Annotated in this window: 21 protein-coding genes; 8 read left to right on the top strand and 13 right to left on the bottom strand. The window is 67.0% G+C overall.

Features of this window, described 5'->3' with window-relative positions; genetic code table 11:
• The first annotated feature begins 26 nt into the window (after positions 1-26).
• The gene (gene alc / locus LGM56_RS23365; RefSeq protein ID WP_011352409.1) at positions 27-1,040 is read left to right on the top strand and encodes an allantoicase; all 1,014 of its coding nucleotides are present in this window, start codon (positions 27-29) and stop codon (positions 1,038-1,040) included.
• The gene (locus tag LGM56_RS23360) at positions 1,037-1,549 is read left to right on the top strand and encodes an ureidoglycolate lyase (RefSeq protein WP_043187989.1); all 513 of its coding nucleotides are present in this window, start codon (positions 1,037-1,039) and stop codon (positions 1,547-1,549) included. The genes alc and LGM56_RS23360 overlap by 4 nt, the downstream gene beginning before the upstream one ends.
• Before the next feature lie 81 nt (positions 1,550-1,630).
• On the opposite strand, the gene LGM56_RS23355 is transcribed toward LGM56_RS23360, so the two are convergent.
• Positions 1,631-2,596, bottom strand: a complete 966-nt coding sequence (locus LGM56_RS23355; RefSeq protein ID WP_226206886.1) for a LysR family transcriptional regulator — start codon at positions 2,594-2,596, stop codon at positions 1,631-1,633.
• Positions 2,597-2,747: 151 nt separating this feature from the next.
• On the opposite strand from LGM56_RS23355, the gene LGM56_RS23350 reads away from it, so the two are divergent.
• The gene (locus tag LGM56_RS23350) at positions 2,748-3,152 is read left to right on the top strand and encodes a RidA family protein (protein WP_226206885.1); all 405 of its coding nucleotides are present in this window, start codon (positions 2,748-2,750) and stop codon (positions 3,150-3,152) included.
• Positions 3,153-3,183: 31 nt separating this feature from the next.
• Here LGM56_RS23350 and LGM56_RS23345 read toward each other — a convergent pair whose 3' ends face one another.
• The gene (locus LGM56_RS23345) at positions 3,184-3,999 is read right to left on the bottom strand and encodes an aminotransferase class IV family protein (protein WP_226206884.1); all 816 of its coding nucleotides are present in this window, start codon (positions 3,997-3,999) and stop codon (positions 3,184-3,186) included.
• 133 nt (positions 4,000-4,132) lie between these two features.
• Between LGM56_RS23345 and LGM56_RS23340 the strand changes: the two genes are divergently transcribed.
• Entirely contained in the window at positions 4,133-5,053 is a 921-nt protein-coding gene (locus LGM56_RS23340) for a LysR substrate-binding domain-containing protein (protein ID WP_226206883.1), read from the top strand.
• Between the two features lie 72 nt (positions 5,054-5,125).
• A complete protein-coding gene (locus LGM56_RS23335; protein WP_089495068.1) occupies positions 5,126-5,542 on the top strand; it encodes an ACT domain-containing protein in 417 nt (138 codons plus the stop codon).
• Positions 5,543-5,634: 92 nt separating this feature from the next.
• On the opposite strand, the gene LGM56_RS23330 is transcribed toward LGM56_RS23335, so the two are convergent.
• Together LGM56_RS23330 and uraH are read right to left on the bottom strand one after the other, a co-directional pair.
• Positions 5,635-6,828: a urate hydroxylase PuuD gene (locus LGM56_RS23330; protein ID WP_039342830.1), complete on the bottom strand. Its 1,194-nt coding sequence runs from the start codon at positions 6,826-6,828 to the stop codon at positions 5,635-5,637.
• A gap of 52 nt (positions 6,829-6,880) precedes the next feature.
• On the bottom strand, positions 6,881-7,234 hold the full coding sequence (uraH, locus tag LGM56_RS23325; RefSeq protein WP_226206882.1) for a hydroxyisourate hydrolase: 354 nt from the start codon (positions 7,232-7,234) through the stop codon (positions 6,881-6,883).
• Between the two features lie 521 nt (positions 7,235-7,755).
• Between uraH and LGM56_RS23320 the strand changes: the two genes are divergently transcribed.
• The gene (locus LGM56_RS23320; protein ID WP_089425650.1) at positions 7,756-9,168 is read left to right on the top strand and encodes an 8-oxoguanine deaminase; all 1,413 of its coding nucleotides are present in this window, start codon (positions 7,756-7,758) and stop codon (positions 9,166-9,168) included.
• 92 nt (positions 9,169-9,260) lie between these two features.
• Here LGM56_RS23320 and LGM56_RS23315 read toward each other — a convergent pair whose 3' ends face one another.
• On the bottom strand, positions 9,261-10,190 hold the full coding sequence (locus LGM56_RS23315; RefSeq protein WP_006762467.1) for a LysR substrate-binding domain-containing protein: 930 nt from the start codon (positions 10,188-10,190) through the stop codon (positions 9,261-9,263).
• Positions 10,191-10,410: 220 nt separating this feature from the next.
• Positions 10,411-10,620, bottom strand: a complete 210-nt coding sequence (locus LGM56_RS23310) for a dodecin (protein ID WP_089495065.1) — start codon at positions 10,618-10,620, stop codon at positions 10,411-10,413.
• A 135-nt stretch (positions 10,621-10,755) separates the two neighbouring features.
• On the opposite strand from LGM56_RS23310, the gene LGM56_RS23305 reads away from it, so the two are divergent.
• Positions 10,756-11,649 carry an NAD(P)-dependent oxidoreductase gene (locus tag LGM56_RS23305; protein WP_226206881.1) on the top strand — a complete coding sequence of 298 codons (894 nt, stop codon included), beginning with the start codon at positions 10,756-10,758 and terminating at the stop codon, positions 11,647-11,649.
• 66 nt (positions 11,650-11,715) lie between these two features.
• Here LGM56_RS23305 and LGM56_RS23300 read toward each other — a convergent pair whose 3' ends face one another.
• The 4 genes from LGM56_RS23300 to LGM56_RS23285 all read right to left on the bottom strand — a co-directional run bounded on the left by LGM56_RS23300 (position 11,716) and on the right by LGM56_RS23285 (position 15,095).
• Positions 11,716-12,162 (bottom strand): hypothetical protein, encoded by a 447-nt coding sequence (locus tag LGM56_RS23300; protein ID WP_027784713.1) that lies wholly within the window; start codon positions 12,160-12,162, stop codon positions 11,716-11,718.
• A gap of 333 nt (positions 12,163-12,495) precedes the next feature.
• Positions 12,496-12,927 carry a large conductance mechanosensitive channel protein MscL gene (gene mscL, locus LGM56_RS23295; RefSeq protein ID WP_039342842.1) on the bottom strand — a complete coding sequence of 144 codons (432 nt, stop codon included), beginning with the start codon at positions 12,925-12,927 and terminating at the stop codon, positions 12,496-12,498.
• Positions 12,928-13,159: 232 nt separating this feature from the next.
• Positions 13,160-14,326, bottom strand: coding sequence for a tetratricopeptide repeat protein (locus LGM56_RS23290; RefSeq protein ID WP_226206880.1), 1,167 nt, complete (start codon positions 14,324-14,326; stop codon positions 13,160-13,162).
• 88 nt (positions 14,327-14,414) lie between these two features.
• The gene (locus LGM56_RS23285) at positions 14,415-15,095 is read right to left on the bottom strand and encodes a PspA/IM30 family protein (RefSeq protein WP_226206879.1); all 681 of its coding nucleotides are present in this window, start codon (positions 15,093-15,095) and stop codon (positions 14,415-14,417) included.
• 444 nt (positions 15,096-15,539) lie between these two features.
• Here LGM56_RS23285 and LGM56_RS23280 point away from each other — a divergent pair, with 444 nt between their 5' ends.
• Positions 15,540-18,056, top strand: coding sequence for a penicillin-binding protein 1A (locus LGM56_RS23280; protein WP_089495062.1), 2,517 nt, complete (start codon positions 15,540-15,542; stop codon positions 18,054-18,056).
• A gap of 86 nt (positions 18,057-18,142) precedes the next feature.
• On the opposite strand, the gene LGM56_RS23275 is transcribed toward LGM56_RS23280, so the two are convergent.
• The 3 genes from LGM56_RS23275 to argE form a co-directional block, all read right to left on the bottom strand.
• Positions 18,143-18,574, bottom strand: coding sequence for a DUF3574 domain-containing protein (locus LGM56_RS23275; protein WP_226206878.1), 432 nt, complete (start codon positions 18,572-18,574; stop codon positions 18,143-18,145).
• A gap of 114 nt (positions 18,575-18,688) precedes the next feature.
• Positions 18,689-19,738, bottom strand: coding sequence for a threonine/serine dehydratase (locus tag LGM56_RS23270; protein ID WP_226206877.1), 1,050 nt, complete (start codon positions 19,736-19,738; stop codon positions 18,689-18,691).
• A gap of 60 nt (positions 19,739-19,798) precedes the next feature.
• On the bottom strand, positions 19,799-21,019 hold the full coding sequence (gene argE, locus LGM56_RS23265; protein WP_226206876.1) for an acetylornithine deacetylase: 1,221 nt from the start codon (positions 21,017-21,019) through the stop codon (positions 19,799-19,801).
• Positions 21,020-21,068: the final 49 nt, after the last annotated feature.

The raw sequence follows: 21,068 nt of genomic DNA, 5'->3' as shown, positions 1-21,068 counted from the left end.
TCGCCTCACTGAAACAAGGAAACATCATGGCTGTTCCGCTTCTCGATCCCAACGCACCCGACTTCACGCGGCGCTACGTGAACCTGGCCGACCCGCGTCTCGGTGCGCAGGCGCTCGAAGCCAGCGACGATTTCTTCGCGCCGAAGGACCGGATGCTGAACCCCGAGCCGGCCGTGTTCATCCCCGGCAAGTACGACGACCACGGCAAGTGGATGGACGGCTGGGAAACGCGCCGCAAGCGCACGACGGGCTACGACTGGTGCATCGTCAAGCTCGCGCGCCCGGGCGTGATCAAGGGCTTCGACATCGACACGAGCCACTTCACCGGCAACTTCCCGCCGGCCGCGTCGATCGAGGCCGCGTTCGTGGCCGACGGCGCGCCGACGCATGCGACCGAGTGGGTCGAGATCGTGCCGTCGACGACGCTGCAGGGCAACAGCCATCACTACGTCGAAGCGAGCGATGCGCGCGCCTTCACGCACCTGCGCGTGAACATCTATCCGGATGGCGGCATTGCGCGCCTGCGCGTGTACGGCCAGCCGCAGCTCGACTGGGCCGGCGCGAGCGCGACCGAGCAGTTCGATCTCGCGGCGATGGAAAACGGCGGTTACGTGGTGGCCGCGAACAACCAGCACTTCGGCGTCGCGTCGAACCTGCTGCTGCCGGGCCGCGGCGTGAACATGGGCGACGGCTGGGAAACCCGCCGCCGCCGCGAACCGGGCAACGACTGGGCAATCATCGCGCTCGCGCAGCCGGGCGTGATCCGCAAGATCGAAGTCGATACCGCGTTCTTCAAGGGCAACTACCCGGATCGTTGCTCGATCCAGGCCGCGTACGTGTCGGGCGGCACGGACAGCTCGCTGATCACGCAGTCGATGTTCTGGCCCGTGCTGCTCGGCGAACAGAAGCTGCAGATGGACAAGCAGCACTACTTCGAACAGGACATCGCGTCGCTCGGCCCCGTCACGCACGTGCGACTGAACATCATTCCGGACGGCGGCGTGTCGCGCCTGCGTCTGTGGGGGACGCTCGACAAATGAAGACGCTTGCCATCGAACCGCTGACCAAGGAAGCGTTCGCGCCGTTCGGCGACGTGATCGAAACGGAAGGGGCGAAGCAGATCCCGATCAACCTCGGCACGACGATCCGCTTTCACGATCTCGCGAAAGTCGACGTGACCGATGAAGACGGCCGCACGCTCGTCAACCTGTTCCGCGGCCAGCCGCGCACGCTGCCGTTCGAAGTGAAGATGCTCGAGCGGCACCCGCTCGGCAGCCAGGCGTTCGTGCCGCTGAACGACCAGCCGTATCTCGTCGTCGTCGCGCCCGCGGGCGATCTCGATCCGGCGAAGATCCGCGCGTTCGTGACGAGCGGCTGGCAGGGCGTCAACTATGCGAAGGGCGTGTGGCATCACCCGCTGATCGCGCTCGGTGGCGTCAGCGACTTCATCGTCGTCGATCGCGGCGGCGATGGCCTGAACCTGAACGAGCAGGACCTTCAGGAATCGCTGTGGCTCACCGACGAGGCGCTGCACGCGCTGACGGCCTGAGTCGCCGGCGTTGCTGCCGGCGTCTGATGAAACCCGCGCATCATGCGCGGGTTTTTTTATGTGCGGCCGATTCGGCGAGATTCAGGTCGCCGCGTTTGTGCGCGTGTCGCGCGAGCGGCCGGCGCCGCGACGCCGGTTCGCAATCGGTGCATGCTGCGCCATCAGCTCGACGACCCAGTCGATGAACACGCGCAGCTTCGCGCTGACGTGCCGGTTCGGCGGGAACGCGACGTACATCGGCATCGGTTCGAGTTGCCATTGCTCGAACAGCGGCACCAGTTCGCCGCGGGCGCGATGCGCGCCCGCCATGTAGTCGGGCAGCCACAGAATGCCCAGTCCGGCGAGGCCGGCCTCGAGGTACGCATTGCCGTCGTCGACCGCGAGCACGTAGCGTCCGCGCACGGTGACCTGCTCGCCGTCGCATGTCATCGCGAACGGCAGCGCCTTGCCGGTGCGCGCCCACAGAAAACCGACGATCCGGTGATGCGTATCCTCCAGCTCGTCCGGATGCGTCGGCGAGCCGGCGCGTGCGAGGTAAGCCGGCGACGCATACACGCCGAGCCGCAGGTCGCCGACGCGCCGCGCGGCCAGCGAGCGGTCGGTCGGTTCGCCGCCGCGCACGACACAGTCGACGTTCTCGCCGATCACGTCCACCACGCGGTCGCTCACGCCCATGTCGAGCTGGATGTCCGGATAGCGCGCATGGAACGCGGGCAGTGCAGGGATCAGGATCAGGCGCGCGAACGGGCTCGGCACGTCCACGCGCAGCCGCCCGCGGGGCGATGCGGAAGCCGCGGACAGGCTCGTTTCGGCATCGTCCATGTCGGCCAGCAAGCGCACGACGCGGTCGTAGTACGCGGCGCCGTCCGCCGTGACGACGACCTTGCGCGTGGTGCGGTTGAACAGCTTCACGCGCAGCCGCGCTTCGAGCTGCTGCACGAGTTGCGTGACGGTGGTGCGGCTCATGTGCAGCGTCTCGGCCGCCTTCGTGAAACTGCCGGCTTCCACCACGCGGGCGAACGCCTGCATTGCGTCGAATCGATCCATCGGGTCAGGGCTCCGCGTCGGTCGGAATTGTTTGGTGCGTGCAAACAGTGTTGGACAGGGTTGCCGGTTTATTCGCCGCGCAACGATCCTTAAAGTGCCTTCATCGTTGATGCCGGGGCGGCTTCGCCCCACCAACCGAAGGAGGTAGGAGATGGTAAAGCGTAGCGTGGTTTTCCCGCCCGGTCGCCAGGCACTGTACGACCGCAACCGCTATTCGCCGGCAGTGCGCTCGAATGGCTTCCTGTTCGTGTCCGGGCAGGTCGGCAGCCGCGAGGACGGCTCGCCGGAGCCGGAACTGGGTGCGCAGGTCCGCCGCGCGTTCGACAACCTGAATGCGGTGCTGCGCGCAGCCGGTTGCACGTTCGACGACGTCGTCGACGTGACGGTGTTCCTCGTCGACCCTGAAGCGACGTTCGAGCGGATCTGGGAGATCGTTCCTGACTATTGGGGTGACGCGCCGCATCCGACGCTGACCGCCGTCGGCGTGACCTGGCTCTATGGGTTCCAGTTCGAGATCAAGGCGATCGCGCGGCTGCCGGAGACGGTCGACGGGTGAGCAGGGCATCCGTGGCTCGTGGCAGCGCACGTTACGGCGCGACCGGCGGCTCCTGTGCGTATGCACGATGCAGCAGCGCGACGAACGACGATGAGTCAGGCAGCGTCGTCGCGCCCAACCGGCGCACGGCGATCCCGGGCGTCCACGAATTCATCACGACGGCGCCGGCCATCGACGGCAGGTCGGCCGGCGTCAGTTCGCGATCGTGCTGCGCGACCCCCAGGCGCGCCAGTTGCCGGCGCACGATGCGCATCGTGACGCCGCCGAGCATGCCGGCCACCGGCCACACGACCGCGTCGCCGGTCCAGAACGCGAGATTCCAGATCGATCCTTCACTGATGCGCCCATGGCGATCGATGAAGGCCGCGTCGTCGAAACCCTGCGCGATCGCGCGGCGCAGGAAGTGCGTCTTCGCGACTTCGCCGACGTGCTTGATGTCCGGCAGCACGCGCTCGTATTCGAACAGCGCGAGATCGAGCGGGCCCATGGGCCCCGACGACGGCGCGGCGGTGCGGACGAGCACGTCGAGCGTTTCGTCGTCGCGCGGCGCGACGAATTCGCCCGTCGTCGCATGCACGGTCGCCGTCAGCGACAGCGCCGACGGCGCGCGCTCGAGCGCGGCGCGCAGGAGCGTGCGAATCCGGTCGTCGGGCAGGGCCTGGCCGAACAGCGTGTTCGACGCATCGCGCAGCCGCGCGAGATGCAGGTCGAGGCCGCGCACGTGGCCGTCGCGTACCTGCATGGCGGTGAAATGCGCGTGGCCCGCGAAAGCCAGCGCAGCGAGCGCGTCGGGCGTGGCGGCGACGCCGTTGATCTGGGCGACGGACGGGAATGATGCAGCGGTCATCGGCGACTCTCCAGGTTGGTCGCGGGCACGGGGCGGCGCGCGATATCTTCAAGAAAGCCTATTGTTTGCCGATTGATGCCGTCTTGAAAAACGAGTAGTTTTGGAACGGTCATCAAATCCGGTTTGAAGATCGATGGAACGCATGTGGCCCGGTACGCGCGCGCTGAGGACGTTCGATGCAGCGGCGCGGCACCTGAATTTCTCGCGAGCGGCCGACGAGGTCGGGCTGACGCCGGCGGCCGTCAGTCACCAGATCAAGGAAATCGAGGCGCAGCTCGACATGGTGCTGTTCGTCCGCACGAGCCGCAGCATCCGGCTGACGCCGGCCGGTGTCGTGCTGGCTGCCGCGGCCGCTGATGCGCTGGCGGGCCTGCAGCGCGCGACTGCCCGGGCACGGCGCGTCGCACGCGAGCAGACGGAGTTGCGCGTATCGGTCGGCGCGCGCTTCGCGACGCACTGGCTGCTGCCGCGCCTGCCGCGTTTCAGGGCCGAACATCCTGCGTTCGAGCTGTCGTTCGATATCACCGACCGGTTGCGCGATTTCGATGACGACGACGTCGATGCCGCGATCCGCTTCGGCACGGGGCGTTATCGCGATGCGTACGCGCAGCGCCTGTTCGATACGTCGGTCGTTGCGATCTGCAGCCCGGCGCTGTTGTCGGCCGGGCCGCCATTGCGCAAGCCGCGCGATCTGCTGCGCCACACGCTGTGCCACGTGGACTGCGAAGTCGATGGCGTGACCTGGCCGCGCTGGTCCGCATGGATGGCCGCTGCCGGCATCGACGGTTTCGACGACAGCCGGTGCGTCGCGTTTCCGGATTCGAGCCACGTCGTGCAGGCCGTGACGGATGGCACGGCGGTCGGGCTGGCGGAGCCGCACATGATCGCGCGCGATCTCGCGGAAGGGCGCGTCGTGCAACTGTTCGACGTGAACGTCGACGTGGCGCCGGGGCTCGCCTATCACGTCGTGTATCCGGAGCACACGCAGGACGATCCGCGCATCGTCGCATTGCGCGACTGGCTCGCGGATGAAGTCGCGACGATGCGCGCGTAGCGGTGACGGTGGCGCGTGCTATCGTGCCCGCATCTCCACCGCGCGACGCCCGATTCCGGGCATGTTCCTCCGATGAGCCAACCTGAAAACGACCTGGCGATCCTGTTGAGCACGATGCAGCCCGAATTGCATCCTGGCGCGTTCGCCTTCGTATCGCTGCCGACCGACGCAGACGTATCGTTATCCGAAGTCATTGCAACGTTCCGCGAAGCGGAGGGGCTGACGGTCGTGGTCGAAGAGGAGACGGCGGCGCGTCACGGCTGGCCCGTGCTGTTCCGCTCGGCCTGGATCACGCTGACCGTGCATTCCGACCTTGCGGCTGTCGGCCTCACGGCGGCGTTCGCACGCGCGCTCGGCGCGGCCGGCATCAGTTGCAACGTGATGGCGGCTGCCTGCCACGATCACATCTTCGTGCCGTTCGACGATGGCCCGCGCGCACTCGACGCGCTCGTCGCGCTCCAGCGCGACGCGATGCGCGGTGAGCGCTAGCAACGCCGCTGCAACACGCAAAAAAAACGGGCCCGTAACGGGCCCGCGAACGGAAAGGATTGCGCCGGAACACGACCCCGGCGCACGGCGGCTTACTTGTTCGCGCCACCCTCGAACCAGGCGGCGAGCTTCGTGCGCTCGTCGTCGGTCATGTGCGTGACGTTGCCGATCGGCATCGCCTTCAGGCGCACGGCCTGTTCATAGATACGCTGCGCGTTCTTCGACACTTCGTCCGGCGTGTCGAACATCACGCCCGCGGGCGCGCTGCCCATCAGCGTCGGCTTTGCCGAGTGGCACTCGACGCAGCGCTGCTGCAGGATCGGCATGATGTCGTTGATCACGACCTTCGGCGCGTTCGCGGCCTGCGCTTCCGGCGCGACCGGCTTCGGCGTCGTCCAGACCAGTGCGCCGGCCAGCAGCGCGACGCCGCCGATCGGCAGGTACCACAGCTGCTTGCCGCGGTGGCGCATCACGAAGAACTGGCGAATCAGCGCGCCGGCCAGCATGATCAGCACGAGCACGACCCAGTTGAACTTGTTCGTGTACGTCATCGCATAGTGGTTCGACAGCATCGCGAACACGACCGGCAGCGTGAAGTACGTGTTGTGCACCGAGCGCTGCTTGCCGCGCTTGCCGTAGATCGGGTTCGGCTCTTCGCCCTTGAGCATCTTGTCGACCATCTTGCGCTGGCCGGGGATGATCACGAAGAACACGTTCGCCGACATGATCGTCGCGAGCATCGCGCCGACGATCAGGTAGGCGGCACGACCCGCGAAGATGTGGCACGCGAGGTACGCGGCGGCGACCACGTAGATGCCGACGCAGATGCCGAGCACGCGGTCGTTGGTGCCGAGGATGCGGCACAGCGAGTCGTAGACGATCCATCCGGCCGCGAGGAAGCCGAGTGCGGACGCGACGGCGACCACCGGGCCCATGTCGAGCACGCTCTTGTCGATCAGGTACGTGTTCGGTGCGAGCAGGTACAGCACGAAGAACAGCGAGAAGCCCGACAGCCAGGTCGTGTACGACGGCCATTTCGACCAGTGCAGGTCATCCGGCATTTCCGGCGGGGCGACCGTGTACTTCTGCATGTTGTAGAAGCCGCCGCCGTGGACGTGCCACAGCTCGCCGAACACACCGCGCTTGCGCTGGTTCGGGTCGGTCGGCGGTTTCAGGCTGTTGTCGAGCGCGACGAAATAGAACGACTCGCCGATCCACGCAATGGCGACGATGACGTGCAGCCATCGCAGCGCGAGGTTCAGCCAGTCGGTGATGAAGCCTTCCATGAAACTCCTCCAGACTCAAATCGTTTGTTTGATGCGGGTGCTGATTCGAATGTCAGCTGCCGCGATAGGTGCTGTACGACCACGGCGACACGAGCAGCGGCACGTGGTAGTGCGAGCCGGTGTCGGCGATGCCGAAGCGGAGCACGACGCGATCGACGAAACGGGGTTCGGGCACCTTCACGCCGAGCGACGCGAAGTAGTCGCCGGCATGGAACACGAGTTCGTATTCGCCGGCGGCGAGCGCGGCGCCTTCGAGCAGGGGGGCGTCGCAGCGGCCGTCGCTATTGGTCAGCACGGACTTGATCGCGCGGCGCGATTCGCCGTCCAGCGCGTAGAGGTCCACCTTGATTGCAGCGCCGGGACGGCCGTGCGCCGTATCGAGTACGTGGGTAGTGAGCTTTCCCATTCGTTGTGTCCTTGTGTGAATGCGAGGTTCGGCGGCGACTCGATCCATGACTGTGCGGCGGATCGAGGCTCCACGTCACGTGGCTACATACCCGTCGGCGAGATTGAAGCGAGCGCCGTGCAGGCATTGTAAAAAGGTTCCCCACGCAAATACGGGCGCGATATCAAAGATAATGCGCCGCGCATGAGCGGCTGTCGACGGCACGCCGGAGGCGGCTTCCGGCGGGCTTCCGGCGGGCATTTCGGGCCGCCGGCGGGGCGCTGCGCGGCGTACCATATCGAATCCGTGAAACGCGGTATTCCGGATCGAGCATTGTGTGCGGCGCGCGCTTGGGCGATCCTCCCGGCGTGCGCGTCGGCCTTGTGGCCCGCGCGTACCCCGAAGACGGCGAGCACGCCGGGTAACCGGGCCAGGGCGTTCGAACGGACGCAGGCACCGGAGCGTGCCGCGATTCAGCGTTCGAACGGCTGTGTGACCGTCCCCAGGATCCGCCCCTGGGGGCAGACCGACGCGGAGAACGCATGAACCTCGAGCAGCACGCTGGCGCACGCGCGCCGAACCCCTCCTCATCCCGCCCGACAACCCTGCTGGTCAAGCACGCCGACGTGCTCGTGACCATGGACGACACGCGTCGCGAGCTGCGCGATGCGGGGCTCTACATCGAAGACAACCGGATCGTCGCGGTCGGCCCGACCGCCGAGCTGCCCGAGACGGCCGACGAAGTGCTCGACCTGCGCGGCCACCTCGTGATCCCGGGGCTCGTGAACACGCACCACCACATGTACCAGAGCCTGACGCGCGCGGTGCCTGCGGCGCAGAACGCCGAGCTGTTCGGCTGGCTCACGAACCTGTACCGGATCTGGGCGCACCTGACGCCCGAGATGATCGAGGTCTCGACGCTCACCGCGATGGCCGAACTGCTGCAGTCGGGCTGCACGACCTCGAGCGATCATCTGTACATCTACCCGAACGGCAGCCGCCTCGACGACAGCATCGGCGCCGCGCAGCGGATCGGCATGCGTTTTCATGCGAGCCGCGGTGCGATGAGCGTCGGCCAGCGCGACGGCGGGCTGCCGCCCGATTCGGTCGTCGAGCGCGAGCCCGACATCCTGCGCGACACGCAGCGCCTGATCGAGACCTATCACGACGAAGGCCGTTACGCGATGCTGCGCGTGGTCGTCGCGCCGTGCTCGCCGTTCTCGGTGAGCCGCGACCTGATGCGCGACGCGGCCGTGCTCGCGCGCGAATACGGCGTGTCGCTGCACACGCATCTCGCGGAGAACGTCAACGACATCGCGTACAGCCGCGAGAAATTCGGGATGACGCCGGCGGAATATGCGGAAGATCTCGGCTGGGTCGGCCACGACGTGTGGCATGCGCACTGCGTGCAGCTCGACGATGCGGGTATCAGCCTGTTCGCGCGCACCGGCACGGGCGTCGCGCACTGTCCATGCTCGAACATGCGGCTCGCGTCGGGTATCGCGCCGGTGAAGAAGATGCGTCTCGCAGGCGTGCCGGTCGGCCTCGGTGTCGACGGCTCGGCATCGAACGACGGCGCGCAGATGGTTGCGGAAGTGCGGCAGGCGCTGCTGTTGCAGCGGGTTGGCTTCGGGCCCGATGCGATGACTGCGCGTGAAGCGCTCGAGATCGCGACGCTCGGCGGCGCGAAGGTGCTGAACCGCGACGACATCGGTGCGCTGAAGCCTGGCATGGCCGCGGACTTCGCCGCATTCGACCTGCGCCAGCCGCTGTTCGCGGGCGCGCTGCACGATCCGGTCGCGGCGCTCGTGTTCTGCGCGCCGTCGCAGACGGCGTACACGGTTGTGAACGGGAAGGTGGTGGTAAGGGAAGGACGTCTGGCGACGCTCGACCTGCCGCCCGTCATCGCGCGTCACAACGCGCTCGCGCAGGCACTGGTGGAGGCATCGCGCTGAAGGAAGGCTGAGGCGCCATCCGGCGGCGGTGTTGCCGCCGGGGCAGGCCGCCGGCTGTCGCCGCGCCGAAACGGCGCGGGCGGTGCGCGCCGTTACGCTTCGATCAGCGTGCGGGTGGCTTCGGCGACGAGGCTGCGCAGCCAGCGCACTTCGTCGGAGTAATGGCAGCGCTCGTGCCACAGCTGGTAGTACTGCATCGGCGGGAAGTCGAGCGGCGCCGGCACGACCGACAGCGGCAGGAACTTCGCGTAGTGATCGGCGAACAGTCGCGTCGTCGTGAAGATCAGGTCGGACTTCACGAGCACGTACGGTGCGAGGTTGAAGTACGGCAGCGTGACGACCACGTGGCGCTTGAGCCGTTCGCGCGCGAGGTGCACGTCGATCGCGCCGCGCTGGCCGACCGAGTATGGCGTCGGCGCGAGATGCGGGGCGTTCAGGTACTGGTCGAGCGTGAGCCCGCCGCGCTTCGCGAACGGGTGCGTATTGCTCATCAGGCAGACGATTTCGTCGACGAACAGGTTCGACAGGTGCAGCTGCTCGGGCGGCTCGGGCCAGTTGCCGACGACGATGTCGAGCTTGCCGTCTTCCAGCGCGAGCTCGTAGTCGAACGCGGGGCCGAGCGAATGGAACTCGAGCGTCGCGTTCGGTGCGGCCTGGCGGAAGCGCTCGACCACGGTCGGCACGAACAGCACGTTCAGGTAGTCGGGGCAGCCGATCCGGTAGCAGCGGATCGACGTGGCCGGGTCGAAATTGTGCTGCTGGAACTTGATGCGCTCGATTTCACGCAGCGCGTTCTGCACGGGCTCGAGCAGGCGCAGCCCGTATTCGGTCGGCACCATGCCGGATTTGCCGCGCACCAGCAGCGGATCGCCGGTGATGTCGCGCAGGCGCCGCAGCGCGGCGCTGATCGCCGGTTGCGACTGGTTCAGTTTGACGGCCGCGCGCGTGACGCTGCGCTCCATCAACAAGGTGTGCAAGACGCGCAAGAGGTACGTGTCGATCGCCTCGCGTTGCTGACTCATGTTATCTCCGGTTTATATGGCTGGGCTGATCGAGGGGTGGGGTGGGTATATTGTTTTTAATATGAACGAAAATCAGCGTCAAGAGATGGATACCCGCAGGTACCCGCCGGCCGGGCCGCGACAAGGGGCCCGAACGGGGGCGAAGTGAAGCGCGCGGCGCCGCGCGGAAGCGCGTTGCACGAATCCGGTCAGCGGCGCGGCGTGTGATGCAGGGGGCGCGTCAGTCGTCGATGCGCATGCCGACCTTCAGCGTGACCTGCCAGTGCACGACCTGATCGCCTTCGATGTGCCCGCGCGTTTCGGTCACCTCGAACCAGTGCAGGTTGTGCAGCGTCTTGCCGGCTTTCGAGATCGCGTTGCGGATGGCGTCGTCGCTCGATTGCTTCGACGAGCCGGTCAGCTCGATCATCTTGTACACGTGGTCGCTCATGATGCGCTCCCTGGGATGTCGGTATGGATGGCCGGCGCAAACCGTGGTCCCGAAGCGGCGCCGCGCGTGCCCGGCTTCTTGAGTGATAGGTATGATGGGCAGCAAGTTCAACCCATATCGGAGACGAGGAGCATCGTGGAAGTCGGATTTTGCGGACCGGGATTGATGGGCGCGCCGATGATTCGGCACTTGCTGGCGGCAGGGCATCGGGTCAACGTGTGGAATCGCTCGCGCGACAAGGCCGAGGCGCTCGTGGAGGACGGCGCGCAGGTGGTCGGCACGCCGCGTGAACTGGCGGAGCGCGTCGAGACGGTATTCGTGTGCGTGCTCGACGGCCGCGCGGTGGGCGATGTCGTGTTCGGCGAGCACGGCCTGCTGTCCGGCGATGCGCGTACGCGTCGCCTGCAGCGTATCGTCGATCATTCGAGCATTGCGCCCGCCGCCACGCGTGACTACGCGGCGCGTGCAGCGGCGCTCGGCGTCGGCTGGGTCGATGCGCCGGTGTCGGGCGGCGTGCCCGGCGCGCAGGCCGGCACGCTCGCGGTGATGGCCGGCGGCCGCGCGGCCGATCTCGACGCGGTGCGGCCGCTGATCGATACCTACGCGTCGCGGATCACGCACATGGGCGACGCGGGCGCGGGACAGACGGCGAAGCTGTGCAACCAGGCGATCGTCACCGCGACGGTGACCGCGATCGCCGAGGCCGTCGGTCTGGCGCAGGCGAGCGGCATCGATGCCGCGCGGCTCGCCGAAGCGCTGGCCGGCGGCTGGGCCGATTCGGTGCTGCTGCAGACGTTCGTGCCGCGCATGACGTCGGGCGGTCATGCGCCGATCGGCGCGCTCGGCACGTTCCAGAAGGACGTCGATGCGATCGCCGACGCGGCGCGCGACACGGGCGCCGTGATGCCCGTATCGGCCACCGTGCAGCAGGTGTTGCGGCTCGGCGCCGCGCAAGGGCTCGCCGGTGCCGATTTCGCCGCATTCATCGACATCGTGCGACCCGGCAACGGGCGTCAGCAGGTGTCGTGACGGGCAAGCGGGGCGCGTGAATGACAGATGGGCCGCCCGGAGCCGGCCCATCGAATGGCAGGGTGATCAGCCGAGGGAGCGTGGTGTCGTGTCGCCGGCGTTCTGGCGACCGAGCCCGCCGCGCAGGCTCGCTTTCGTGCCTGCACCAAACTCGGGCAGGATGCGCGCACGCGCACGGCTCGCGAACACGAGGAAGCCGAAGCCGTTTGCTTCATACCAGTATCCGCCGTTCTCGAGGCCGTCCAGCGGCTGCTCGAGCGCGTTGGCGATCGATTCGATGCAGCGCTTGCGCAACTCGGCGATGGCGGGATAGGGCGGCTGGGCGCCGCGTACGCTGCACAGGAGCACGTCGAGACCGGGCAGCACATGTGCGTACAGGACGGGTTCGTCCTGCGCGCGGGCGCGGGCAATCTTGGTGTCGAGCTGGGCAAACGGTTTCGAGTGGCGCAATACCGCGAGGAATGACTCCTGGCCATCCTGCTGGGCACGCCGACGTTTTTTCGGGAAGGACATAAACACTCGCCTCAAAAACAATTGCAAGAAATGCGGCACTTTCATGCGACCCACTCCCGGCTATGTACGCCGCATGTCGATCCTTTATAGCACACGAAAATGCTGCCTTCGTGCAGTACGACGATCAATGTCTCCCGTCGACCTGCTCGCCATGATCGACACAGCCAGCGTCTTGGCGCCCGTACTGTCGTTTAGTCTCCATCATAGACCTGCTTTCCCCGCGCGTGCATTCGCCCGTCACAAAAAAGTGAGATAGGCCGCACGCGGCGGTGCATCGCGCGCGCAATAAAAAGGCCCGCGCGGGGCGGGCCTGGCTGGCGGAGCGCTTGGTGATCAGCGCTGCTTCAGCGAATCGCGGATCTCGCGCAGCAGCACCGTATCTTCCGGCGTCGCGGCCGGTGCGGCGTCTTCCGGCTTGCGCAGCTTGTTGATGAATTTCACCATCAGGAAAATGATGAACGCGAGGATGACGAAATTGATCGCCACCGTGATGAACGAGCCATAGCCGAACGCGGCGACACCCGCGGCCTGCAGGTCCTTGAACGAATCGGGATTACCCTTGAACGTCGGGGGGATGGTGCCGAGCAGAACGAACTTGTTCGAGAAATCCAGGCCGCCGGTCAGCACGCCGATGACCGGCATGATGAGGTCTTTCACGACCGAGTCGACGATCTTCGAGAATGCGCCGCCGATGATCACGCCGACGGCGAGATCCATGACGTTGCCCTTGACGGCGAACTCCTTGAATTCCTTGATGATGCTCATGAGCGGCTTTCTCCTGTTTGGGGCGAGGGGAGGCGTGCCGCGACGCGCAGGGATGCAGAGCGTCGAATGAGGGTCGGTGGCACGCCGATGGCCGCATGATAGCGAACGCTCCCCATTGCCGGTAGTCCATCTTGAAATGATTGACAAATCCGCGCGTCGGCGCGGCCGGCCCTGCAGGGGAGCGGGGCGTGCAATGCAGCGCGTCGCGGGGGCGTCGACGCGCTGCGTAGCTTCAGGTGTTGTCGTCGGTCCAGCCGTCGTCGTTGCTGCCGAGATCCATGCCGCCGCCGCTGCCGTTGCCGTCGCTCCAGTTCGAACTGTCGCCGCGGCCGAGGTCGAAGCCCGGGTCGTTCTCCTGCCGGCGGCGCTCGCCGTCGACGATCACGTCGCGTTCGACCACGCGCTCGCGACCGCCGGACATCGCCTCGCCGAGCAATACGCCGGTCAGCAACCCGCCCATGCCGCCGCCGAACCCGCCGCCGCCTTGCTGGATCACCACCGGCGGTTGCTGTTGCGGGTAGGGCTGCTGAGGATACGGCTGGCCTTGCGCGCCCGTCATGCGGTCGGCTTCCTGCGCATACACCGAGCCGCTGCCGTTCGCCGGTGCCGCGGGTTGCGCGGCCGGGTCGGGACGGCCTTCGACGCGTGCCTTCACGCTTGCATGACGCTGTTCGAGTTCATCGACGCGATACGGCGGCACCGGGTTCTTGCCGTTCGACAGCGTTTCGACGAGCGTGCGCGCATCGGTCTCGATCGCCTCGAGTTCGCCCGTGAGCGCCGCGGCGCCGGGCGCCGCCGACAGCTTCGCGTCGAGTTTCAGCGGGCGGATGTCGTTCAGCACGTCGGTGGCGCGCTTGAGCTGCGTGCGGCGTTCGTCGTCGGCGCGGCTGTCGTCGGCCGTGCGTGCGCGCCTCAGCGTCCAGCGCAGCACCAGCGCGATCACCGCGACGATCAGCCCGAGGACGATCCACATGCCGGTCGACGGGCCGTGTTTTTCCGCCGGCGCGACAGCGGGCGCGAGCCCCGGCTGCAGCGTCCCGGCCTGCGTGGCCGAAGGCACGTTGCCGCTCACGCGCGCGGCGTCGGCGCGGATGCGCGACTCGGTCTGCGCGAAGCGCGATGCGTCGGTGAACTTGAGTTGCGGATCGAGCGTCTTCGCGCGCTGCAGCTGCTCGAGTGCGTCGGACGCGCGGCCCTCACGGTCCAGCACCTGTGCGTACAGGTAGCGCGCATGCGCGTTGTTCGGATGGGCGTCGATGACTTGCGACAGCTGCGTGTCGGCTTGCTGCCAGTTGCGTTGCGCGATCGATTGCTCGACCTGCTGGAGCGACGGGACCGCAAACGCGGCGGACGACAGCACCATCAGCGAGAGGCCGAGTGCGGCGAGAGATTTCTTCATGGTCGAACCGGGCGCAGGCGCCCGTCTCCTGACGATCGGTTCGCGCCGCGCCCGGGGCGGGCGGCGGCGCGGTGGCCCGCAGTGGCCGTTACTGCGCGGGCGTGTCGAGCTGCTTCTTCAGCGCGGCGAGGCGATCCTCGACCGACGGGCCCTTGTTCAGCGCGGCGAGCTTGTCGTCGAGCCCCTTGCCGCTCGACGTGTCGGCCGAATTCAGGCGCGCGTCCGAGCGGGCGTTCTGCAGCGCGACCTTGTCCTCGAGCTTCTGGAAGTCCTCGGACAGGTTCTTGCCGCCGATGCCGCCCAGGGCGCTGGCCGCGACGTCCTTCGCCTGCGCGATTTCCTGCTTGGCCTGCAGGATGTTCGAGCGTGCATTCAGGTCGTTGCGGCGCTGACGCATGTCGGCGATCTGCCCCTTCAGCTTGTCGACCGACGGCTCGAGCGTCGTCAATTCGGCTGCGAGCGCGTCACGCTCGGCTTCCGCGTTCGACTGTGCGGCGAGGGCCTCGCGGGCGAGCGCTTCGTCACCGGACTGCAGCGCGCGCTTCGCGCCGTCCTCGTACTTCTTCACCTTGTCGTCGGCCGCATCGCGCTTGCTGCGCTGGGTCGCGACCTGTGCCTCGATCTCGATCAGCGAATTCTCGGCACGGCCGATGCTGTCGTCGAGCTCCCGCACGATCTGCCGTGCGTCGCGCGACGGATCCTGTACCGAATCGGCCGCATCGTTCAGCAGGCCTTTGATCGTGCGCGAAACAGAGTCGAAAAGCGACATGAAATCCTCCGTGGTTGAAAGGCGCCGCGTGAGAGCGGCAGTGCCCGTTGCGAGCCGGTTCCGACCCGCATGAGCCGGCGGATATTACACCACCGGTTCACTTAAATACGGCTTAAACGCGCGAGTTCAAGCGGCTTGCGCATCAGGATGTCGAACCTTTCGCAATTGAAAGAAAGCCGGTGCGCGCGCGCGATATCGCGTGTCCATGATAGGCAGAGGATGCCGACAATACGTTCCTTAAATCACGGCATTGCGGGAATTTTTACAAAAAATCGCGAAGGCACCCGGTCGATTTCATTAAAATGCGCTGTCACGTCGCGGGAACGGATCGCCGCGCGGCGGGGTCTGTCGACGTGACAGCCGCATCACGCTGTATCCGCTCTGATTCATTCGCCTGCATTTCCGCATGCGTCCGAGGGCGCCACGACCGCCCGCCATTCCGACATGCCAATTATCAAACGACCGCCTTCTTCTTCCGACAGGAACGAACCCCACTACACGCTGCGCCGTTCGCCGTCCGGAGCCTATTACCCCAATGACGACGATCGCGACGACGACCGCCGCACCCAGCGCAGCGGCGGCGGAGGGCGCGGCCGCTCGTTCGGCTCGCGCGTCATGCTGTGGTTCGCCGGCCTCATCGCGACGCTGGCGATCGTCGGCGCGCTGATCGTCGGCTACGCGCTGGTCGTGATGGCGCCGCAACTGCCGTCGCTCGATGCGCTGACCAACTATCAGCCCAAGGTGCCGCTGCGCGTGTTCACGGCCGACCACGTGCTGATCGGCGAATTCGGCGAGGAGCGCCGCAGCCTCGTGCGCTTCCAGGACATTCCGGACGTGATGAAGAAGGCGGTGCTCGCGATCGAGGACTACCGCTTCTACGAACACGGCGGCGTCGACTTCGTCGGCATCCTGCGCGCGGGTGTCGCCGACCTGATGCACGGCGGCGCGCGCCAGGGCGCGAGCACGATCACGATGCAGGTCGCGCGCAACTTCTTCCTGTCGAGCGAGAAGACCTACACGCGCAAGATCTACGAAATGCTGCTCGCGTACAAGATCGAGAAGGCCCTGACGAAGGACCAGATTCTCGAGCTGTACATGAACCAGATTTATCTCGGCCAGCGCTCGTACGGCTTCGCGGCCGCCGCGCGCGTGTATTTCGGCAAGGACCTGAAGGACATCACGCTCGCGGAAGCGGCGATGCTCGCGGGGCTGCCGAAGGCGCCGTCCGCGTATAACCCGGTCGTCAATCCGAAGCGCGCGAAGGTGCGCCAGGAATACATCCTGAAGCGCATGCTCGAGGTCGGCTACATCACGCAGCCGCAGTACGACGCGGCCGTGAAGGAAGAGATCCACGTGCGCACGCCGGGCAACCAGTACGCGGTGCACGGCGAGTACGTCGCCGAGATGGTGCGGCAGATGATGTACCAGCAGTACAAGGACGAAACCTATACGCGTGGGCTGACCGTCACGACGACGATCAACTCGTCCGACCAGGAAGCCGCGTACCAGGCCGTGCGTCGCGGCATTCTCGACTACGAGCGCCGCCACGGCTATCGCGGGCCGGAAGCGTCGATCAAGCTGCCCGCGGCCGGCGACGACCGCGACGAGGCGATCGACGACGCGCTCGCCGATCACCCGGACAACGGCGACCTGCAGTCGGCGGTCGTGCTGTCGGCATCGCCGAACGCGGTCGAGGTGCAGTTCGTCGGCGGCGCGACCACGACGATCGGCCCGGCCGGGCTGCGCTTCGTCGCGGGCGCGCTCAGCCCCCGCGCGAACGACACGCTGCGCATCAAGCCGGGCTCGGTCGTGCGCGTGCTGAAGGACGGCAAGACGGGTTGGCAGGTCGTGCAGCTGCCGCAGGTCGAAGGCGCGCTCGTCGCGATCGCGCCGCAGGATGGCGCGATCCGCTCGCTCGTCGGCGGCTTCGACTTCAACAAGAGCAAGTTCAACCACGTGACGCAGGCCTGGCGGCAGCCGGGCTCGTCGTTCAAGCCGTTCATCTACTCGGCGTCGCTCGACAAGGGGCTCGGGCCGGCGACGATGATCAACGACGCGCCGCTGTACTTCCCGCCGAGCGTCCCGGGCGGCACCGCCTGGGAGCCGAAGGACGACGACCAGCCGGACGGCCCGATGACGATGCGCACCGGCCTGCAGCGTTCGAAGAACCTCGTGTCGATCCGGATCCTCGCATCGATCGGCACGCAGTATGCGCAGCAGTACGTGACGCAGCGCTTCGGCTTCGATCCCGCGAAGACGCCGCCTTACCTGCCGATGGCGCTCGGCGCGGGCCTTGTGACGCCGCTGCAGCTCGCGACCGGCTATGCGGTGTTCGCGAACGGCGGCTACAAGGTCGATCCGTACCTGATCGCCGAGGTCGACGACGCACGCGGCCAGGCGCTGCAGAAGTCGCAGCCGGTACTCGCGGGCAGCACGGCGCCGCGTACGATCGAAGGCCGCAATGCGTACGTGATGAACAGCCTGCTGCATTCGGTCGCGACGGCCGGCACGGGCGCGGGCACCAACGCACTGGGCCGCAGCGACCTGCAGGGCAAGACGGGTACGACGAACGACGCGAAGGACGGCTGGTTCGCCGGCTACCAGCAATCGCTCGTCGCGGTCGCGTGGATGGGCTTCGACCAGCCGAAGAGCCTCGGCAGTCGTGAGTTCGGCGCGCAGCTCGCGTTGCCGATCTGGGTGAACTACATGCGCACCGCGCTGAACGGCGTGCCCGAGCAGCAGATGCCGATGCCGGACGGCCTGACGTCGATCGACGGCGAGCTGTACTACGCCGATCGCACGCCGGGCAACGGCTTCGTCGCGAACGTCGACATCAACCCGGCCGAGAATTCGATCAGCGCGAACGATGCGCTCGGCTCGGCTGGCGCGGCGGGGCTTGCACCGCCGCCCGTCACGCCGCAGGAGAAGCAGCAGATCATGGACATGTTCGAGAACAAGTAAGCGGCACGCTTCGGTCCGGCATGCGACGGGCGCCTTCGGGCGCCCGTTTTTTTTGTGCGAACGGCCGGCAAACGGAGACGCGTGAATCAGAACGATGCGCAGGCCGGCACGACCGTCATGCCGACCGATTGCTGGTGAAATCGCTGCATGTACGCTTGCCGGATCGCGGCGAGCCGCGCACGTGTCTCGGGCGTATCGTCGGCGATGATACGGATCACGAAGCTGTCTTCGCGCGTGATCCGGCCGCTTGTCTGGTCGCGCCACTGGCCGTGTGTGTCCCAGTAGGTGAGGCCGTCGGGGAACCGTGGCGTGACCGTGTCGGCGAGGAATGCCGCGCGCTCCGGATCGGTGACGGGGCCGCGCCCCGTGATGTCGCGCCCGAACAGCAGGTCGGCCTGCAGCATGCGGTTTTCGCCGGGCTGCGTGCAGGCCGGCGGTGCGTCGACGACGGGCGACGGCGGTGCCGCGCAACCGGCGAGCAGGGCGATCGCCATGGCGCATGCGGCCAGCGGCCGCATCTGCCCATTTCGTGACGATCGACCTCCGCGCGCGCAAAACGCTGCGCGCTCAACCACTTGCGTGCTTGTCCGGCGGGTTATCAACAGGGCTGTCAACATAATCTGGGGATAACCCTAGGTTCGTCCGCGCGTGCCCGATGTGGGGTCAGTCTGCAGTGTCGCGTGCGCGAGATGCATGCCGAGCGTGGCCGGGTCGGTATTGGTGCCCGACAGCAGCACGCCGACGCGCTTGCCCTGCAGCGTTTCGCGCAGCGGGCCGAGCAGGGCGGCCAGCGCGGCCGCGCACGCCGGTTCGACCGACAGTTTCAGTTGCGAGAACAGGAACAGCATCGCGGCCCGCAGCGCGTCGTCGGACACGGTGACGATGCGGTCGACGTGGCGCCGGCACAGCTGGTAGCTGTATTCCTCGGTATGCGGCGCCATCAGCGAATCGGCGATCGTCTGCATCGCGCTCATCTTGATCGTGTGATTCGCCGCGAAGCTGCGGCTCATCGCATCGGCGCCTTCCGGCTCGACGCCGTACACGTGCACACGCGGATTCGCGAGCCGCAGCGCGGTCGCCATGCCGGCCGCGAGCCCGCCGCCGCCGATCGGCACGATCACCGCGTCGAGGTCGGGCGTCTGGGTCGCCCATTCGTAGCCGAGCGTCGCGGTGCCGAGGATCGTGTGATAGCCGTTGAACGGATGGATGAAGAAGCGGCCTTCCTCGGCCTCGATCCGCCGGACCAGATCGAATGCCTGCGATGCGCTGCCGGCCAGCACGACTTCCGCGCGGTACTGCTTGCACTGCGCGATGCGCGACGGGCTGGCGGTATGGAACATCACGACCTTGGCGCTGCTGCCGAGCCGCATCGCCGCGTACGCGACGGCCGCCGCGTGATTGCCGGCCGACACGCACGTGACGCCGGCGTTCCTGCGCGCCTCGTCGAGCGCGAGCAGGTGCGTGAATGCGCCGCGCGCCTTGAAGCTGCCGCTGACCTGCAGCAGCTCGAACTTGAAGTTGACGTGCGTGCCTTCAAGCGATGGCAGGTCGGCGCGTTCGAACACGGGCGTGCGCGCGACCCACGGCGACAGCGCGAAATGCTGCGCGGCGATTTCGTCGAGCGTCGGGATCGGCTCGCCGTCGATCGTCGTATGGGCAGTGCCCTGTTGTTCAGTCGACATGACGTGGCGGGTGGCGAAGTGGGCCGGCCCGCACACGCGGGCTGGCGTGGCGGGGGGCAGTCAGTGCGCGTCGACCGACATGCTGCGGATGAACTTGCGCAGGAACTGTTCGCAGCCGGCGAGCTGCGCGAGCTCGACATATTCGTTCGGCTTGTGCGCCTGCTCGATGTTGCCGGGCCCGCACACGACGCTCGGGATGCCCGCGCGTTCGAACAAACCGGCTTCAGTGCCGTACGCGACCTTGCGCTTGTCCTGGTCGGCCGTCAGCGCGCGCACGAGCTGCGTGATCGCGGCCTGTTCGGTGGCGTCGAGGCCGGGCGCCGCGGCGATCTTCGAGAATTCGATCGCGGCATTCGGATGCTCGCGCAGCATCTGCGGCAGCAGTGTTTCCCGTGCATACGCTTCGATGCGCGTGAAGATCTGCTCGGGATCGAGCGTCGGCAGGTTGCGGAACTCGAAGTCGAACCGGCATTCGGCCGGCACAGTGTTGATCGCGTTGCCGCCCTGGATCGTGCTCGTCTGCGCGGTCGTGAACGGCACGTCGTACAGTTCGTCGAACGGGCCTTCGGCGCGAAAGTGCTCGGCGATGTCGCGGATATGGCAGATGAGGCGTGCCGCGTACTCGATCGCGTTCAGCCCTTTCGGCGTCAGCGACGAATGCGCCGCGTGGCCGCGCACGCAGCAGCGGTACGCGTTGATGCCCTTGTGCGCGATGATCGGCCGCATGCTGGTCGGCTCGCCGACGATGCAGCCGGACGGCTGCACGCCGCGCTTGACCAGATCCGCAATCATCAGCGGCGCGCCGGCGCAGCCGATTTCCTCGTCATAGGACAGTGCGAAATGGATCGGCTTCGCGAGCTTCGTCGCCTGCATCTCGGGCAGCAGCGCGAGCGCGGCGCCGATGAAGCCCTTCATGTCGCAGGTGCCGCGGCCGTACAGGCGGCCGTCGCGGATTTCCGGCGTGAACGGGTTGCTGTCCCATTGCTGGCCGTCGACCGGCACGACGTCGGTATGCCCGGACAGCACGATGCCGCCGTTCGTCGAGCCGTCGTGTGCGGGCACGGTGGCGAACAGGTTCGCCCAGCCTTCACGCGGATCGTGCGTGATCGTCGATGCGATGCCTTTCGCGGCGAGCGCATCACGCACCGTTTCGATCAGGCCGAGGTTCGGCACGCGGCTCGTCGTGTCCATCGACACCAGTTGCTTGATCCAGGGCAGGCTGACGAGCGACGCGTCGCCCTGGGGTGCGGCGGACGGCGCTGTCGCGTCGAGAGTGGACATGGCAAAACTCCGTCTGATGAATGGGAAAATCATACTCAAAAACGCGACG

It is taken from the genome of Burkholderia sp. AU38729, assembly GCF_020419725.1.
GTDB lineage: Bacteria > Pseudomonadota > Gammaproteobacteria > Burkholderiales > Burkholderiaceae > Burkholderia.
This window is presented reverse-complemented; position numbering and strand designations above follow the sequence as displayed.